This is a genomic window from Streptomyces sp. NBC_00887, assembly GCF_045207585.1.
On the sequence record NZ_CP108788.1, the window covers coordinates 6,644,385 to 6,661,843 of the forward strand.

At 70.8% G+C, this 17,459-nt stretch carries 15 protein-coding genes; 4 read left to right on the forward strand and 11 right to left on the reverse strand.

What is annotated here, in order from left to right; translation table 11 throughout:
- Positions 1-8 precede the first annotated feature (8 nt).
- The 6 genes from OG844_RS30430 to OG844_RS30455 all read right to left on the reverse strand — a co-directional run bounded on the left by OG844_RS30430 (position 9) and on the right by OG844_RS30455 (position 5,662).
- Positions 9-479 (reverse strand): hypothetical protein, encoded by a 471-nt coding sequence (locus OG844_RS30430; protein ID WP_406394585.1) that lies wholly within the window; start codon positions 477-479, stop codon positions 9-11.
- Positions 480-554: 75 nt separating this feature from the next.
- The gene (pth, locus tag OG844_RS30435; RefSeq protein ID WP_384609147.1) at positions 555-1,148 is read right to left on the reverse strand and encodes an aminoacyl-tRNA hydrolase; all 594 of its coding nucleotides are present in this window, start codon (positions 1,146-1,148) and stop codon (positions 555-557) included.
- A 106-nt stretch (positions 1,149-1,254) separates the two neighbouring features.
- Complete coding sequence (locus OG844_RS30440) at positions 1,255-1,842, reverse strand: 50S ribosomal protein L25/general stress protein Ctc (RefSeq protein ID WP_406394587.1); 588 nt, start codon at positions 1,840-1,842, stop codon at positions 1,255-1,257.
- A 201-nt stretch (positions 1,843-2,043) separates the two neighbouring features.
- A complete protein-coding gene (locus tag OG844_RS30445) occupies positions 2,044-3,024 on the reverse strand; it encodes a ribose-phosphate diphosphokinase (protein ID WP_329210211.1) in 981 nt (326 codons plus the stop codon).
- A 118-nt stretch (positions 3,025-3,142) separates the two neighbouring features.
- Positions 3,143-4,591, reverse strand: coding sequence for a bifunctional UDP-N-acetylglucosamine diphosphorylase/glucosamine-1-phosphate N-acetyltransferase GlmU (gene glmU, locus OG844_RS30450; RefSeq protein WP_406394589.1), 1,449 nt, complete (start codon positions 4,589-4,591; stop codon positions 3,143-3,145).
- A gap of 222 nt (positions 4,592-4,813) precedes the next feature.
- The gene (locus tag OG844_RS30455; RefSeq protein WP_406394591.1) at positions 4,814-5,662 is read right to left on the reverse strand and encodes a hypothetical protein; all 849 of its coding nucleotides are present in this window, start codon (positions 5,660-5,662) and stop codon (positions 4,814-4,816) included.
- Between the two features lie 156 nt (positions 5,663-5,818).
- Between OG844_RS30455 and OG844_RS30460 the strand changes: the two genes are divergently transcribed.
- Positions 5,819-7,144, forward strand: a complete 1,326-nt coding sequence (locus OG844_RS30460) for a sensor histidine kinase (protein ID WP_406394592.1) — start codon at positions 5,819-5,821, stop codon at positions 7,142-7,144.
- A 30-nt stretch (positions 7,145-7,174) separates the two neighbouring features.
- On the opposite strand, the gene OG844_RS30465 is transcribed toward OG844_RS30460, so the two are convergent.
- Positions 7,175-7,693: an SUKH-3 domain-containing protein gene (locus OG844_RS30465; RefSeq protein WP_406394594.1), complete on the reverse strand. Its 519-nt coding sequence runs from the start codon at positions 7,691-7,693 to the stop codon at positions 7,175-7,177.
- Positions 7,694-7,703: 10 nt separating this feature from the next.
- Entirely contained in the window at positions 7,704-8,228 is a 525-nt protein-coding gene (locus tag OG844_RS30470) for a YwqJ-related putative deaminase (RefSeq protein WP_406394595.1), read from the reverse strand.
- Positions 8,229-8,489: 261 nt separating this feature from the next.
- Between OG844_RS30470 and OG844_RS30475 the strand changes: the two genes are divergently transcribed.
- The 3 genes from OG844_RS30475 (at position 8,490) to OG844_RS30485 (ending at position 13,115) form a co-directional block, all read left to right on the forward strand.
- Positions 8,490-9,467 (forward strand): SMI1/KNR4 family protein, encoded by a 978-nt coding sequence (locus OG844_RS30475; protein ID WP_406394596.1) that lies wholly within the window; start codon positions 8,490-8,492, stop codon positions 9,465-9,467.
- Entirely contained in the window at positions 9,464-12,022 is a 2,559-nt protein-coding gene (locus tag OG844_RS30480) for an SUKH-4 family immunity protein (protein WP_406394598.1), read from the forward strand. The genes OG844_RS30475 and OG844_RS30480 overlap by 4 nt, the downstream gene beginning before the upstream one ends.
- 199 nt (positions 12,023-12,221) lie before the next feature.
- Positions 12,222-13,115 (forward strand): cellulose-binding protein, encoded by an 894-nt coding sequence (locus OG844_RS30485; protein WP_406394599.1) that lies wholly within the window; start codon positions 12,222-12,224, stop codon positions 13,113-13,115.
- Here OG844_RS30485 and OG844_RS30490 read toward each other — a convergent pair.
- The 3 genes from OG844_RS30490 to OG844_RS30500 all read right to left on the reverse strand — a co-directional run bounded on the left by OG844_RS30490 (position 13,084) and on the right by OG844_RS30500 (position 17,102).
- Positions 13,084-14,733: a cation acetate symporter gene (locus tag OG844_RS30490; protein ID WP_406394600.1), complete on the reverse strand. Its 1,650-nt coding sequence runs from the start codon at positions 14,731-14,733 to the stop codon at positions 13,084-13,086. The genes OG844_RS30485 and OG844_RS30490 overlap by 32 nt on opposite strands.
- A gap of 13 nt (positions 14,734-14,746) precedes the next feature.
- Complete coding sequence (locus OG844_RS30495) at positions 14,747-15,217, reverse strand: DUF485 domain-containing protein (RefSeq protein WP_406394602.1); 471 nt, start codon at positions 15,215-15,217, stop codon at positions 14,747-14,749.
- Positions 15,218-15,449: 232 nt separating this feature from the next.
- Positions 15,450-17,102: an MFS transporter gene (locus OG844_RS30500; RefSeq protein ID WP_406394604.1), complete on the reverse strand. Its 1,653-nt coding sequence runs from the start codon at positions 17,100-17,102 to the stop codon at positions 15,450-15,452.
- Between the last annotated feature and the right edge of the window lie 357 nt (positions 17,103-17,459).

The window sequence follows — 17,459 nt, forward strand, 5'->3', positions numbered from 1 at the left end:
GGCCCTGTCTAGAGGGCGATGAACGTCGCCACCAGCAGGACCGCACCCGCGATCCCGGTGCCCCACGCGGTCCGGGTCAGCCGCATACCGCCGCCGATCACCAGGGCGGCCAGCACCAGTGCACCGCCCAGCGGCACCCACGCATGCAGAAAGCCCGGCGTTCCGGTGCGTACGACCTCACCGGTGCCGGGCTTCACCACGACGGGGAAACGGTCCCCCTTCTTCACCGCGACGGACCGCTCGATCGTCACGCCGGGACGCTTCCCGGACTCCGCGTCCGGTGCGAACGACCCCGTGCACACGTCCTCGCCGCAGCCGGTGACCGACATCGTGCCGTGTTCACGGCCCTTGGCCAGGACGATGTGGTGCGCGGTGTCCCACGACGTCCACGCGCCCGCGACGAGCACCAGCAGGACGAGGCAGCCCGCGGCGAACATACGGCCGTGGGCCAACAGCCGGTGGGAGGAACTCCGCTTCATGGGGGCCGATCTTTGGGCAGAGCGATGCCCTCGGTCAACCTGTGGCCGAAAATGCCCGTGGAACCAGGGGGAATGTCAGGAGTTGTACGTGGACTGCGCCCGCTCGAGCCCGTCCGCCAGCAACGACTCCACCGAGTCCGCCGCCCGGTCCACGAGATAGCCGAGCTCCTTGCGCTCCGTGGACGAGAAATCCTTCAGCACGAAGTCCGCGACCTGCATACGCCCCGGCGGCCGGCCGATCCCGAACCGCACCCGGTGATACTCCGGGCCCATCGACTTCGTCATCGACTTCAGCCCGTTGTGCCCGTTGTCACCGCCGCCCAGCTTCAGCCGCAGCATCCCGTAATCGATGTCCAGCTCGTCATGAATCGCCACGACGTGGTCCGTGGGCACCTTGTAGAAATCGCGCAGCGCCGTCACAGGACCGCCCGAGAGGTTCATGTACGACATCGGCTTCGCCAGGACCACACGACGGCTCGCAGGACCGGGCGGGCCGATCCGGCCCTCCAGGACCTGCGCCTGGGCCTTCTGCGCCCGCTTGAACTTCCCGCCGACGCGCTCGGCCAGCAGATCGGCGACCATGAACCCGACATTGTGCCGGTTCGCCGCGTACTCGGGGCCGGGGTTGCCGAGGCCCACGATCAGCCAGGGGTCGGTGGCGTCGGACATCGCGCTGGGTCTCCTCGCGTACGGACGAGTGGGATACAGGGAAACGGGGCGGCGGATCCCCCGGAAGGGAACCGCCACCCCGTCAGTCAAGCAGGTGCGGTGAGGCTCAGGCCTCGGTGGTCGCCTCGGTGGCGGACTCGGCAGCCGGCTCCTCGGCCTGCGCGGCGACGACCTGGAGCACGACGGCGTCCTCGTCACCGGCCAGCACGGAACCCTTGGGCAGCGGGATGTCCTTGGCGAGGATCGAGTCACCGGCGTCGAGGCCCGCGATGGAGACCGTGACCGACTCGGGGATGTGCGTGGCCTCGGCCTCGACGAGCAGGGTGTTCTGCACGTACTCGAGAAGGTTGCCGCCCGGGGCCAGCTCGCCCTCGACGTGCACCGCGATCTCGACCTCGACCTTCTCGCCGCGCTTCACGGTGAGGAGGTCGACGTGCTCGATGTTGCCCTTGATGGCGTTGCGCTGGACAGCCTTCGGGATGACCAGGGCGTTCTTGCCGTCGATCTCGAGACCGATCAGGACGTTCGCGGTGCGGAGCGCGAGCTGCAGCTCGTGGCCCGGCAGCGTGATGTGGACGGGGTCCGCACCGTGGCCGTAGACGACCGCGGGGACCAGGTTGGCACGACGGGTACGGCGGGCAGCGCCCTTGCCGAACTCGGTACGGGCCTCGGCGGCGAGCTTGATCTCGGCCATGATGCACTCCTCGTAAGGTGACGAAAAAGTCGGATGGTCACCCGGCCCACGACAGGCCTGCTACGAAGAGCGCGTCGATAACGGACCGGCGGCTCCCATGAGAACGCATGAGAACGGCCTCCCTCGCCGAGCAACTCCGTGAGTCTACCCGGCGGGGAGGCCGCATCCCAAAGTGGATCACCCGTAGGTGGTCCGAAGGCGTCAGTCGCCCTGCTCCTCGAAGAGGCTCGTGACCGAACCGTCCTCGAACACCTCGCGCACCGCACGCGCGATGGTCGGAGCGATCGAGAGGACCGTGATCTTGTCGATCTCCAGCTCACCCGGGGTCGGCAGGGAGTCCGTGAAGACGAACTCGCTGACCTTGGAGTTCTTCAGACGGTCCGCGGCGGGGCCCGAGAGCACACCGTGCGTCGCCGTCACTATGACGTCCTCCGCACCGTGCGCGAACAGGGCGTCCGCGGCCGCGCAGATGGTGCCACCCGTGTCGATCATGTCGTCGACCAGGACACAGACCCGGCCCTCGACGTTGCCCACGACCTCGTGGACGCTGACCTGGTTCGGGACGTCCTTGTCACGGCGCTTGTGCACGATCGCCAGCGGGGCGTCCAGACGGTCGCACCAGCGGTCGGCGACACGCACCCGGCCGGCGTCCGGGGAGACGATCGTCAGCTTCGAACGGTCGACCTTCGCACCCACGTAGTCCGCCAGGATCGGCAGCGCGAAGAGGTGGTCGACCGGGCCGTCGAAGAAGCCCTGGATCTGGTCCGTGTGCAGATCGACGGTGAGGATGCGGTCCGCACCCGCCGTCTTCATCAGGTCCGCGACCAGGCGGGCCGAGATCGGCTCGCGGCCACGGTGCTTCTTGTCCTGGCGGGCGTAGCCGTAGAACGGCACGATCACCGTGATCGAACGGGCCGACGCGCGCTTCAGCGCGTCCAGCATGATGAGCTGCTCCATGATCCACTTGTTGATCGGAGCCGTGTGGCTCTGGATCAGGAAGCAGTCGGCACCGCGGGCGGACTCCTGGAAACGTACGTAGATCTCACCGTTGGCGAAATCGAAGGCCTTCGTCGGCACGAGGCCGACACCCAACTGGTGTGCGACCTCCTCGGCCAGCTCGGGGTGGGCGCGGCCGGAGAAGAACATCAGTTTCTTCTCGCCGGTCGTCTTGATCCCGGTCACAGCACAGTCTCCTCAGACGTGTTTCTGGCACGCACGCATGTGTCCCGATGTGCAACGAGCCAGCCGAAATGGGTGAGCATCTATCACGGTACGCCGAGTCAGGCGCACCTGTTTCCGGTCAGCTTTCGCTGTCGGCCTCCTGGGTGGCGGCCTGAGCTGCCTGCGCCGCGGCACTGCCGGGACGCTTCCGGGCCACCCAGCCCTCGATATTCCGCTGCTGGCCCCGTGCGACGGCCAGCGAACCTGCCGGCACGTCCTTGGTGATGACCGAACCGGCCGCGGTGTAGACGCCGTCCCCGACCGTGACAGGCGCCACAAACATATTGTCGGACCCGGTCCGGCAGTGTGACCCGATCGTCGTGTGGTGCTTGGCCACACCGTCGTAGTTCACGAAGACGCTCGCCGCACCGATGTTGGTGTGGTCGCCGATCGTCGCGTCACCGACGTAGCTCAGGTGCGGCACCTTGGTGCCCTCGCCGATCGTGGCGTTCTTCATCTCCACGTACGTACCGGCCTTGGACTTCGCGCCCATCCTGGTGCCCGGCCGCAGATACGCGAACGGGCCGACCGTCGCCCCGGGGCCCACCTCGGCCCCCTGCGCGACCGAGTTGTCCACGCGGGCGCCCGCGTGGACGACGGTGTCCGTCAGCCGGGAGTTGGGGCCGACCTCGGCGTCCTCCGCGAGGTGCGTCGTGCCCAGCAACTGGGTTCCCGGGTGCACGATCGCGTCACGCTCGTACGTGACCGTCGCGTCGATCAGGGTCGACGCCGGCTCCACGACCGTCACGCCCGCCAGCATGGCGCGCTCCAGGAGCCGCTCGTTGAGCAGCCGCCGGGCCTCGGCCAGCTGGAGCCGGTTGTTGATGCCGAGGATCTCCCTGTGGTCACCCGTGACCGAGGCGCCCACCCGGTGACCTGCCGCGCGCAGGATCGACAGGACGTCGGTGAGGTACTCCTCGCCCTGACTGTTGTCGGTGCGGACCTTGCCGAGCGCGTCGCTGAGCAGCCGCCCGTCGAACGCGAAGACGCCGGAGTTGATCTCCCGGATCGCCCGCTGGTCCTCGGTGGCGTCCTTGTGCTCGACGATCTCGATGACCGCTCCGGTGACCGCGTCACGGACGATCCGGCCGTAGCCGGTGGAGTCCGGGACCTCGGCGGTCAGCACGGTGACGGCGTTGGAGTCGGCGGCATGCGTACCGGCGAGCGCGGAGAGCGTCTCGCCGGACAGCAGCGGGGTGTCGCCGCAGACGACGATCACGGTGCCGTCGACGGTGCCGCCGAGCTCCTCGAGCGCCATCCGCACGGCGTGCCCGGTGCCGTTCTGCTCAGCCTGGTAGGCGGTGCGCACGGGGGTGTCCCCGGCGGTGAGATGCGCGGTGACCTGCTCGCTCGCATGGCCGACGACCACGACGAGGTGCTGGGGGTCGAGCTCACGGGACGCGGCGACGACATGTCCGACGAGCGAGCGCCCGGAGATCTCGTGCAGGACCTTGGGTGTCTTCGACTTCATGCGGGTGCCCTCACCCGCTGCGAGGACGACGACGGCTGCCGGGCTGTTGGCGCTCACGGATGTGCCCTTCGGCTTCGGGTGGTGGACACCCGCAGGATACCGGGGGTGTTTCCGCACGAAACGAGCGCGGGCCCCGACCGGTGAGGTCGGGGCCCGGGAGTGTGTGCTCCCCCACCAGGATTTGAACCTGGACATACAAGACCAAAACTTGCAGTGCTGCCTGATTACACCATGGGGGAATATAGCAAGCTAAACCGGACATTGTGTCTGGTGGCCGAGTTAGCTGACACCCAACACTATGCCGTACCAGGCCCCTTCTACGCGACGATAGAGCTCGGCGCTCTTGGTGACGTAGATGGCCAGGCATCCTCGGTAGGTATCGCCTGTGTTCTTCCGCGTAGTGGTGGGGTTGTGCTTCTTGAGGGTCGTCTTCTTGAGTTCGGCCACTGGTACGCCAGCCAGGTCGGCCCAGAACTGTTCAGCCCCGGCGATGTCTGCCGACTCATGGATGTGGACTCGGAAGTGCATGCGCTTCCCTGTAACGCCAAGAAGCTTGAGCCAGCTCAAGTACACCGTGATCACGCCTGGGTCGCTATTGATGAAGAGCAGGCTTTCGCGGCGGCTGTACGCCTTGTCCTTCGCGCCTTCGGCCCAATAGAGGGCGACACCCGCGAGGAAGAGGTCGCGGTCCGATAGGTGGCCCACTGCCTCTCGCGCGAGACGCTTGGTCTCCCGCCTCTCTGCGTCCTGGGTGGTGCGCAGGGCGGCCAGTCCGGCATTCATGCGCGCGAGCCGCTCCTCCTCCGTATAGCGCGGTTCCGGCTTCGGAAGGTCCCGCACCCAGAGGGAGATCGAACTCTTCGAGCATCCGAGCTCGACCTGGATCTGGTCGTAGGTCATGCCCTGGAGCCGCAGCTCCCGAGCTTTCTCCCGCAGGTCGTCCTTGGCGTTCGGGCGCTTCGTCCACTCCGGGGCGGGCTCGCCCTGCAGGAGGCGATGAAGGATGTCGTTGTTGAAGACCTTCAGCCGGTCCCTGATCTGCCGGACGCTGAGGCCCTCCCGCCGCAGCGCCACCGCCTGCGCCCTGAGCTCCTCGAAGTTCCCGTACTTGCCGCTGGCATGTGTCATAAGGAAACGATCGTCCGGAATGCGGACGTCCGGCCCGTGAGGACGATCGGTTCACCGGATCGTGGGATCTGCGCACCGTTCGCCGCCCGGCCGATGGCTCCGTGTGCTGACGGAGTCCCCCGAAAATGGGATGCGTCCGCCCGTAGTCTGGATGCCATGACCGCAACGGGGGCAGACCTGGGAGCGGCGGGCTCGACCACCCGCAGCTACTGGTGGTGGGAACGGCGGCGCAGTGTCGCCCTGGACGTAGGACTGGCGCTGGTCTCGGCGCTGGAGTGTGCGCTGGAGGGGGTGGCGTTCGCCGGGGACACCGGGATGCCGGTGCCGATCGGGGTGCTGTTCGGGCTGCTGGCGGGGTCCGTGCTGGTGGTGCGCAGGCGCTGGCCGATCGCGGTGGTGCTGGTGTCGATCGCGACGACGCCCGCCGAGATGGGTTTCTTGATGGGGCTGGTCGGCCTGTACACGCTGGCCGCCTCCGACGTACCGCGCAGGATCACCGTCGTCCTCACGGGGATGACGCTCGTCGGCACGTTCATCGTCACGTACGTGCGGCTTCGGCAGAGCGTCAGCGATCACGCCGACTTCGGGCCGGGCGTCTGGTACGTGCCGTTGCTGTCGCTCTTCATGTCGTTGGGGATGACGGCGCCGGCGGTGTTGTTCGGTCTGTACATCGGGGCCAGGCGGCGGCTCATGGAGAGTCTGCGGGAGCGGGCAGACTCGCTGGAGCGGGAGCTGTCGCTCCTTGCGGACCGGGCCGAGGAGCGGGCCGAGTGGGCGCGTACCGAGGAGCGGACGAGGATCGCCCGTGAGATGCACGACGTCGTCGCGCACCGGGTCAGTCTGATGGTGGTGCACGCGGCGGCGCTCCAGGCGGTCGCTCCGAAGGATCCGGCGAAGGCCGTGCGCAACGCGGCGCTGGTGGGTGACATGGGGCGGCAGGCGCTGACGGAGCTCCGGGAGATGCTCGGGGTCCTGCGCACGGGGGACGCGCTGATCGCCCCGCCGGAGGGGCGGGTGCCGCTCGCGTCGGTGGGGCGGGCCGCTGCCGCGGCAGCCGCCGCGGCCGTGGAGGACGGGCCGCGGCTGCGGGAGGTGGAGGTGCTCATCGCGCAGTCCCGTGAGGCCGGTATGACGGTGGAGCTGTCGGTGGACGGTGAGCTGCGCCCGTACGCGCCCGAGGTCGAGCAGACGGCGTACCGGGTGGTGCAGGAGGCCCTGACGAACGTGCACAAGCACGCGGCGGGTGCGAAGACCTGGGTGCGGCTGGCGCATCGTGGTGCGGAGGTCGCGATGCAGGTGGAGAACGGTCCGACGGACGGTGCCACGGCGGATGCGGGTCTGCCGAGCGGTGGCAACGGTCTGGTCGGGATGCGTGAGCGGGTGCTGGGGCTGGGCGGTGTCTTCGTCTCGGGTCCGACGGACGCGGGTGGCTTCCGGGTCTCCGCGGTGCTGCCGGACACGTCCGGGCCGTCCGCGGCGTGAGGGCGGCGCCGCCGGAGCGGGCCGGGCCGTTCAGCCCGAGGTGAGCCGTTCCGGCTGCACTCCGCGGACGAGTGTCGCCAGGGCTCCGTCGATGTCGGATCCGAGGTACCAGTCCCCGGTGTGGTCGATGGAGTAGACGCGTCCCTCGTTGTCGATCGCGAGGACCGCCTGTCCGTCGCCCTCCTCGCCGAGCGGGGCGACCTCGGTGCCCAGTGCGCGTCCCAGGTCGTTGAGTGTCCGTGCCAGGTGCAGTCCGCTCAGGGGGTCGATGCGTACGGCGGCGGGTGCGATCTGCCGGCCGGGTGCGGAGGCGGTGATGCGCAGTCCGCCGAATTCGGCCCATGCCTCGACCGCGGCGGGGAAGACGGCGTGCTGGTGCCCGGCGGGTGAGGCGTGGGAGCGCAGGGCGTCGGCCCATTCCTCGGCCTGGCGGATGTCCCAGCGTCCGGGCTGCCATCCGGCCTCGCGCAGTGCGGCGTCGACGGCGACGGGGAACCGGGTGGTGGAGCCGCGGTCCTGTTGGGCGGGGACTTCGGTTCGGTCGTGCATGTGTGCGCGGTCAGCCCTTCTCGGCGGTGCTCGCTGCACCGGCTGCGGTGAGGTCGACGGGGCGTACGCCGAAGTGGGCGAGCATCTCCGTGCAGGAGCGGCAGGGCGGTGCGTAGCTGCCGTGCAGCGGGTCGCCGTCCTCGCGGATGTGGCGGGCTGTGAGGCGGGCGTGTTTGAGTACGCGGCGGGCTTCGCCGTTGGTCAGGGGTTTGCGCTGGGCGCGCTTGGAGCGGCCGCCGTCGGCGGCGGTGAGTTGCCGGGACAGCAGTATCGCTTCGGGGCAGCGTCCGGTGAAGCGCTCGCGCTGGCCGCTGGTGAGGGTGTCGAGGAAGTCCTGCACGAGTGGGTGGAGCACGGGTGGCTGGTCCCCTTTGCCGGCCGTGCAGGTCAGTGTCTCTCCGCGTACGGACAGCGCTGCGGCCACGGCCGGCAGGATGCCGTCGCGGCGGTGCTGGAGTCGGGGTGCGGTGCCGGCTCCGGTGGTGCTCCAGCTGAGTCTCGGATCTCCGGATGTGACTGTCTGTGCAGTGTGCATGTGCTGGTGTCCCTCCCGTGCCCGCAGCGGCAGCTGCAGCCGTGCACGCCCCCGCGTTGCGGGGGACAGCCTGCCAAATGTGCGGGGCGCTGGGGAAGCTGGGGCGGTGAAACGTGTTTGCGTGTCGCGGCGCGGTGGCCCGACCGTCGCACGTCCGTCACGCGACGGTGACGTTCGGTGAGTGGGTCGGAGGGGCGGGACCCCTTGTTGCGCCACCGCATAGGCTGTGCTGAACACCAGACGCAGCAGGGGGCAACCGCCATGACGACAGGTCGGCTCGGGCAGCAAGCCGCGCCACCGAACGCGGCCTATGCCGGGCAGGTCGTGCACTTCCCGGATCCGGTCCGGGCGTCCCGCCACCCCAGAGGTGTGCGCGTGGACGAGAACGGCCGTCCGGACCTTTCGCCGTACGCGCGGGCAGCCGCGGAGATCGCCGATCCCCCGCCGGGGTTCGGTATCGACGAGTTGCGGCTCACGGACTACGTGTCCGCGAACGCGGCCATGGCGGCGAGTGGTCATGAGCTGTGGGACACCATCCCGGCCGTGGCGACCCCGCACGGCTGGACGTGGCATCACGTGGCGGGTGGCCGGCGGATGGAGCTCGTTCCGGTCGAGGTGAAGGCGCTGCTGCGTCATCACGGCGGTCTGGCGACGACCCAGGTGGACCAGAACCGGCGGGGTACGCGGCCGTTGCAGGAGACCCGGCCGGCCCACTTCCGGTTGCCGAAGGGCGCGGTCGCGGTGAGCGAGCAGCAGGTCCTGGGTGTCGAGGAGGATCTCGGTTACCGGCTTCCGGGTGCGTACCGCTCGTTCCTGAAGGCGGCGGGCGGTGCGGCCCCGGTGGGTGCGGCGCTCGACGCGGAGCTCGGGCTGCTGGTCGACCAGCCGTTCTTCACGGTGCGTGAAGAGGCGGCCGTGAACGACCTGGTGTACGTCAACAAGTGCCTGCGGGACCACTTCACGAAGGACTATCTGGGCGTCGGTTTCGTCCAGGGCGGCATCGTCGCAGTGAAGGTGCGGGGCGGCGATGTGGGGTCGGTGTGGTTCTGCGCGTACGACGATGCCCGGGACCAGGACGGCTGGAGCGTGCAGGAGCGCGTGGACCGGTTGCTGCTTCCCTGCGGTGCGGACTTCGACGCCTTCCTCCAGCGTCTGGCGGGTAGTCCGCCGGAGCTGGAGACCGTGGCGAATCTGATGGTGGACGGTGGCTTCGCGCAGGCCGTCCCGGTGGAGGGGTGAGCGCGGTGGTGACCTTCGCGCAGGCGCAGGAGCGGGCGGACGAGTGGGTCAACGGTGACGTGCCCGCGTATCAGCACCGTGAGGTGCGGGTCCGTGAGTTCGAGCTGGGTTTCGTGGTGTGGGCCGAGGACCGTGCGGAGGGCCCTGTTTCGGACGGGGGCCGTCAGCGGCTGGTGATCGCCCGTGACAGCGGTGAGGCCACGCTGTGGCCCGGGCTGCCCGTGGGTGAGGTGATCCGGCGGTACGAGGAGGAGTACGGGGTGTCCGATGCGGCGGCTGTTGCTCCGGAGCCGCCGGCGCGTATCGATCTGAATCAGACGTCGTTCCTGTTGAGCCCGCCGGAGTGGCTCCAGGAGGCGGCGGACAAGCTGGGGATTCCGGACCGTCGTGCGGAGGCTGCCCCGGGGGCGCCGTCCGCGCCGGATCCGGTTCCCGGTCCGCTTCCCGTTCCCGGTCCTTCGGCCCCGTCGGCCCCGTCCGGTTCGGGTGGGGCCGGGTGGCCTGCTGCGGGCGGGCGGAGGGACTACGAGCCGACCTCGTCCGACGGGGTGCCCGCGGGTGCTACGCCGTGGGCGGGTACGGACACGAACGCGGACTCGGACGACGGTGCGGTGCCGTTGCCGGCGACGGTGTTCTCGCCGCCGCTGTCCGGTTCGGACGACGAGGGGACGCCGCCGCCGGTCGTGTCGGCGGAGGCGCCGACGGCGCTGATGTCCGGGGGCAGCCAGCTGCCCAGGACCTCGATCGTTCCCGGACTGAGCCCGCAGCCCGGTGCTCCGGGCGAGCCCGCGGCCGCCGCTCCTGCGGCTTTGAACCGGACCCCGGCTCCGGGGAGCAGCGCGGGTGACATCGCGGACGCGGCGACGAGCAAGGCCGTCCTCTCGCGCGGTGCGCGTGGGACCGGTTCGACGACTCCGCCGCCGCCCGGGGCGCCCGGTGTCCCGGGTGCGCGGCCCGGTGCGACTCCGCCGCCGTCGGGGCCGGGTGCGCCCGGTGCGCCGGCCGGTGGCTACGTACCGACGCAGCTCGTGTCGCAGTTGGGCCCGCCCGGTGCTCCGGGTGCTCCGCAGCCGCCTGCTGCTCCCGGTCCTCCCGGTCCTCCCGGTCCTCCTGGTCCTCCTGGTGCGACGCCGCCTCCGGGTGGCGGGGTGCATCACGCGGCGACGATGTTCGCCGATTCGAGCATCGGCGGGCCGAACGCTCCGCGGCCCCCGGGCCCGCCCGGTGCTCCGGGTGCTCCGCAGCCGCCTGCTGCTCCGGGGCCTCCCGGTCCTCCTGGTCCTCCTGGTGCGACGCCGCCTCCGGGTGGCGGGGTGCATCACGCCGCGACGATGTTCGCCGACTCGAGCATGGGCGGCCCGGGTGCGCCGCAGCCGCCCGGCCCGCCGCAGCCGCCCGCCCCGTTCGGTTCCACGCCGCCCCCGGGTGGCGGGGTTCATCACGCCGCGACCATGATGGCCGGTCCCGGCCAGGTGGGCCCGGGTGCTCCGCAGCCGCCCGGTCCTCCGGGTCCGCCCGGGATGCCGGGTCCGCACACCCCGCCGCCCCCGGCGTACGGATATCCGCAGCAGCCGCCCGGCCAGCCGACGGTCGGCCCGGGCTACCAGGCCGTGCTGCGCTTCCGCGCGCCCGACGGCAGCGAGCAGCAGCTCATCCGCCGTTCGGCTCCCGGTACTCCGCACCCGGAGTGGCAGATGCTGCACGAGCTGCGGGCGATGAACGTGCCGCCGCAGCAGGTCATCGAGCTGCACACGGAGCTGGAGTCGTGTGAGCTGCCCGGTGGTTACTGTGCGCGGATGATCCGGGAGACCTGGCCGCAGGTGCGGATCACGAGCGTTGCCCCGTACGGGACGGACCATGCGAGCCGGCAGCAGGGCATGCAGCATCTGCTGACGCATCAGGGTGAGTTGCACCAGGTCGCCGACGGTCCTGCGCGGCCGGCTCCGGTGCGGGCTCCGTTGCCGCAGATGCCGCCGGCCGGCGCCGTGCCGCCCGAGGCGCTCGCGGAGGAGCTGCTGCAGGCGTTCGGCCCGCAGGGTGTGCTCCGCTTCGATCAGCGTGCGGTGTCCCGTCAGGGTGTGCCCGAGGTGGTGGGGCGGACGCTCGTGTGGGCGGGGCTGCCCGCTGATTTCGGGCCGTTCTTCTGGGCGCAGCCGGGGCAGCCGGTGGTGCCGACGCTGGCGGAGCTGGCCGCGCAGCGTCAGGTGCAGCCGGCGCCGGACGCGGGTTCGTACCTGGTGATGGGGTCGGACTTCGGCCGGGCGATCTGTGTGCAGTACGGCACGGCGAACATCGTGGCCGTGCCGGTCGAGCCGGGTCCGGGTGGGCAGCCGGTGCCGCCGCAGTTCGTGAACACGGGGCTGCCGGAGTTCGTGCGGTCCATGGCGTTGCTGGGCCGGATGTGGCGGCTGCGGTTCGGGCTGAATCCGGAGCAGGCCGGCCGTTGGACGGTCGACTTCCAGGCGCAGTTGGTGGCGCTGGATCCGGCGGCGCTCGCGTCGCCGGAGAGCTGGTGGTCGGTTCTGCTGGAGCAGATGTGGGACGGACTGCTCTGACCTGATGTGTGCTGAGTGAGGCGCCCGGACACCGGCAGGGGCCGGGCGCCTTTTGTGTCCGGTTGTGTCGGGGTCTGTGATGCCGGTCGCTTCCGTCCTGAATGCAGCTGATCGATTCCGACTTCTGGCACCAATTACCGCATCCTTGACGTATTGCTTGGTGGTCGGGGAGTCGGAGAGCGGGAAAGAGGCTTCAGGGATGAGTGGTGGACCGGTGTCCGCGCACGGTTTTGTCGGTGTTCGGGGACGTGGCTACCGGCCGGAGCAGGTGGACCGCACCGTGGCCGCCCTGTCGGCGGAGCGGGACGGTGCCCGGGAGCGTCTCGCCCGGCTGACGGTTCTGGCGCAGGAGCTGACGGTCGAGTCGGCGCGGCTCGGTGAGGCGGTGGCCTCGCTCGCGCCGCAGACGTACGTGTCGCTGGGGGAGCGGGCCCAGCAGATCCTGGCGCTCGCGGAGGCCGAGGCGGAGGCGGCGCGGGGTGGAGCGCTGGAGGAGGCGCAGGCGCTGCGGGACGCGGCGGATGCGGCGGGCCGGACGCTCCGTGAGGCGGCGCGTGAGGACGCGGCGGCGGTGCGGGCGGCTGCCGAGGCCGGTGCGCGGGAGGTGCTGGCTGCGGCGCGGGGGGCGGCCGAGGGCCTTGCGGAGGAGGCGCGCAAGGAGGCCGGTGAGGTGCGTGGGGTCGCGGAGGCGGCGATGGAGGAGACGCGTCGCCGTACCGCGGGTGTGCTGGCCCATCAGGAGCAGGAGCATGCGGAGAGGGGGAAGGCCGCCGAGGACGGGATCGCCGCGGCCGAGGCCGCGGCGGTGGCGTACGAGGCGGAGCTGACCACGCGGGGCGAGGCGCTGCTCGCGGAGGCGCGTAGGGGGCTCTCGGAGACGGAGGAGGCTGTCCGGCACGGGCAGGAGGACGCCGATGCCCGGGCCGCGGAGCTGTTGTCCGCGGCCGGGGCGGCCCGGGATCGCGTGGTCAGGGAGACGGAGCGGGTTCTGCGTGAGCACGAGGAGGGCCGCGAGGAGATGCGGGCGCACATGGCGCACGTACGCAATTCGCTGTCCGCGCTCACCGGGCGTACGGCTCCCGCGGAGAACTGAGCGGGCGGCTGGCGGGTGGGGCGCCGGCCAGGATCCAGGGTTCGACGGCCTCGTACCGGCGGCGCTGTTCGTTGTCCGTGTCCCGGCCGAGTACGGTGCCCAGCCAGCCCGCGAGGAATCCGAACGGGATGGAGACGAGTCCGGTCGTGGTGAACGGGAACCAGTTGATGTCCCGTCCGGGGAACACCGAACCGGGTGATCCGGAGACGAGGTTGGTGCCGGTGATGAGTACGAGGACGCAGGCGGTGCCGCCCAGGAGCGTGCAGAGCAGTCCGGTGCGGGTGAAGCGCCGCCAGAACATGCTGTAGACGAGCGCGGGGGCGATCGCCGATGCGCCGATGCAGAACGAGAGCGTGACGAGTGCCTGGACGTTCCAGTGCCGGGCGAGTACGGCGAGGACGACGGCGAGTGCTCCGACTCCGACGGCGGCCGCCTGTGCGGTGCCCATCTCGGTCCGGCCCGTGGCGGGCTCCTTGCCCCGGTCGCGTATGCCGTGCAGGCCGTGGGCGAACAGGTCGTGGGCGAGGGAGTTGGCGCAGGCCAGGATCATTCCGGCGACGGAGGCGAGCAGGGTCAGGAAGATGGCCGTGGTCATGGTGGTGACGACGAGTGCCCCGATCGCGCCGCCGCCCGCGACGGCTCCGGCGACCTGGAGGATCGCGCTGTTGCCCTGGGCGCCGGCGGCGGTGATGCGGTCGTGTCCGACGAGTGCCGCGGCGCCGAAGCCGATGACGGCGAGCATGAGGCAGAGTCCGACGACGACGCAGACCGCCCAGGACAGGGAGCGGCGGACGGCCTGTGCGCTGCGGACGCTCGACATCCGCATGGTGATGTGGGGCAGGCAGGCGGCGCCGAGGACGACGGTCAGTTCGGAACTGATCATGTCGAGGTCGCTGCCGCCGAACTGCAGTCCGGAGTGCAGGTAGGCGGCGCCCGCGCCGCTGCCGCGTTCGGCGGCGGCCAGGAGGGCGCCGGTGTCCCAGTCGAAGCGGTTCATGACGAGTACGGAGACGAGGAGTCCCGCGCCGAGGAGCACCACGGTCTTGATGATCTGGATGAGGGCGGTGCCCTTCATTCCACCGATCGCCGCGTAGCCGATCATCACGACGCCCAGGGTGATGATGGAGCCGGTGCGGAATCCGGAGCTGTCGAAGCCGAGGATGAAGGAGAGCAGATTGCCGCTGCCGGCGAGCTGGACGACCATCAGCGGCAGCAGGGCGGCGAGGGTGACCGCGCACGAGGCGATGCGTGCGGCCCGGCCGGGGGCCCGGCGGGTGAGCATGTCGCCCATGGTGAACCGGCCCGCGTTGCGCAGGGGTTCGGCCAGCAGGAACATCAGCAGGACGAGCGAGAGCACGGTGCTGAGGGCGAGGACGAGGCCGTCGTGGCCGGTGAGGGCGATGACACCGGTGGTGCCGAGGACGGTGGCGGCGGAGAAGTAGTCGCCGGCGATGGCGAGGCCGTTGCGCAGCGGGGAGAGCGAGCGGTAGCCGGTGTAGAACTCGTCGAGGTCGTCGCGGTCCGGGCCGGTCATGACGCAGAGCAGCAGGGTGACGCTGGCGACGGCGATGAACGCCGTGAGGGACATGGTCTGGGCGGATTCGTCGAATCCGTTCATTCGTCGAATCCGTTCATCGGCCTGCTCCGGTCCGGCGGCGTTCGGTCGGTTCGTCGCCCCTGTCGTGCTGGGCGCCCCGGTTGCGCAGTCCGGCGCAGAGCGGGTCGACAGTACGCCGGGCGGTCCACTCGTACACGGCGATGGCCACGAGGGTGACGGGGAGCTGGCACAGGCCGAGGAGGAGGCCCGTCGTGAGGCCGCCGTCGCCCACGGGGTCGGTCATCAGGCCGGGTGCGTATCCGGACAGCAGGAGGAACAGCGTGAAGTAGCCGAGTGCGGTCAGTGTCGCGACGCGGCGCAGTACCCGGTAGGCCGTGCGCAGCCGGCGCAGGTCGCCGTGGTGGCCGGGCGCGGGGACGGGGACGGTGGCGGGGGCGGGCCAGCGCGGGGGTGGCTGCGGTGACGAACTCTGCCAGGGCAGGAGGTACTCGCCCGGGAACGGGGGCGGCTGCGGACGCTGTCGCGGTGGCCGGGGAGGGCGCATGCGGGGTGGCGGGAAGGCGGGTTGCGGCGGGATCGGGGGTTGCCGCCGCGGTGGGTAGGGGGGTTGGTGCGGGTGGTCGTACGACATCGGGTGCTGCTCCTTGCATGGCTCGGGTCCGGGGACGGACTGCAAGGCAGGAGCGCGGGTGCGCTGTAGGAGCGCGAACGTTACTCGCGGGTATCGCCGCTGGGGAGGGTTACGGCCGAACTACCTTCGGTAACTTTCCAGTTGTCTAGTCCTTGAACTCCGGGGAAGGGCTTTCGCGCTCGTCGATGACCGGAAAGCGCCGTGGGGCGACGACGACGAGCACCAGCAGGGCGAGTGCGGCGGCCCCCGCGGCGCCGACGAACACGTAGTCGACGGCCGTGTCGACGGCCCGGCGCAGATAATCCGTCGCGGCGGCCGGGAGTGCTGCCGGATCCTCCAGCGCGTGCGAGACCGCGTCCAGGTCGCCGGGCAGTCCGGGGGCGGGGGCGGCGGCCAGCCGGGAGGCGAGCACTCCGTTGGCGACGGCGCCGAAGAGCGCGGCGCCCAGGCTCTGGCCGACCTGGCGGCAGAACAGGACGGACGCCGTCGTCGTGCCGCGCTCGGACCAGCCGACCGTCGACTGGACCCCGACGATCAGGGGCAGTTGGAAGAGGCCGAGTGCCGCGCCGAGCAGCAGCATGATCAGGGCGGGCTGCCAGGGGGAGCCCGGGAAGGGCAGCAGCGGGAAGGCGAGCAGGATCAGCAGGGCGCCGGTCATCCCGGTGATCGCGGTGCGGCGGAAGCCGATGCGGTTGTAGACGCGGTCGGAGAACGCGGCGGCCACCGGCCAGCTCAGTGTCATGACGGAGAGGACGAACCCGGCGGCGATCGGGCCGAGTCCGAGGACCGACTGGGCGTACGTCGGCAGGAACACGGTCGGTGCGACCATCAGCAGGCCCATCGCGCCCAGGGCCAGGTTGACCGAGGCGATGGTGCGGCGCCGCCAGACCCAGCCGGGGATGACGGGTTCGGCGGCGCGCCGCTCGACGAAGTTGGTCAGCACGGCCATGGCCGCGCTCGCGCCGAGCAGTCCGAGCGAGGGGGCGGAGAGCCACGGCCAGGCGACCCCGCCCTGCACGAGCGCGGTCAGCAGGAGCGCGCCGGTGGCGAAGACCGCGAGGGCGCCCGCCCAGTCGATACGGGGGCGGGTGGCGGGGCGCGGTCGGGCCGGCTCGTGGAGGTGGCGGACCACCAGCCAGAGGGCGATCGCGCCGACCGGCAGATTGATGAGGAAGATCCAGCGCCAGTCGGCGTACGCGGCGAGCAGCCCGCCGATCGCCGGGCCCGCGACGGCCGATGTGGCCCAGACCGTGGACAGCCTCGCCTGGATCTTCGGGCGTTCCTTGAGCGGGTAGAGGTCGGCCGCGATGGTCTGCACCGTGCCCTGGAGGGCGCCGCCGCCGAGGCCCTGGACGACCCGGAAGGCGATGAGGGCGGCCATGTTCCAGGCCGCGGCGCAGAGTACGGAGCCGACCAGGAAGAGGCTGATGCCCGCGATCAGGACGGGCTTGCGGCCGAAGGTGTCGGAGAGCTTCCCGTACACCGGCAGGGTGACGGTCACGGCGAGCAGGTAGCCGGAGAAGAGCCAGGAGAACACGGCGAAGCCGCCGAGGTCGCCGACGATCTGCGGGACGGCCGTGGCGACGATGGTGCCGTCGATGGCGGCGAGCGCCATGCCGAGCATGAGCGCGGCGACCACGGGGCGCCTGCTGCGGTCGGAGGCGGTCGTGGCGGTACCTCCGTGCCCGGCTCCGGGCCCCGCCACCGGACCCGTTCCCGGTCCGGCCCCCGGTCCGGGAGGTCCGGATGCCGCCGCGGAACCGCTGTCCGTCCCGCCCGCACTGCCCGTGCCGCCCACAGGGTTTCCTTTCCCTATGCATCTAAATTCCGGGGACACTGTCTCACCGTCGGAGGCCGGGCGGCAGCATGCGGCCGAGGGATGAGATCCCCTACCCAGGTCTCCCCCTGGGGTCGCAGACCCCTAGGGGGAGCTCCGTACTTCTGGCCAGGGGTCGTTCCTCCCGGCGGAGGACGTGCCACGAGGGTGCCGTTCCTTACGGTGTTCTTACGCCGCGAGTGCGGCTGACCGCAGAGGGCGGGGTGGGGAAAACCCCACCTGAAGACTGCGCTGGGCACCAGCGCGCAGGACCCCCTCCGCACACCAGACTTCGAACGTACACAGAGACGTCCGGGCATCGACCGACATAGGAGAAAA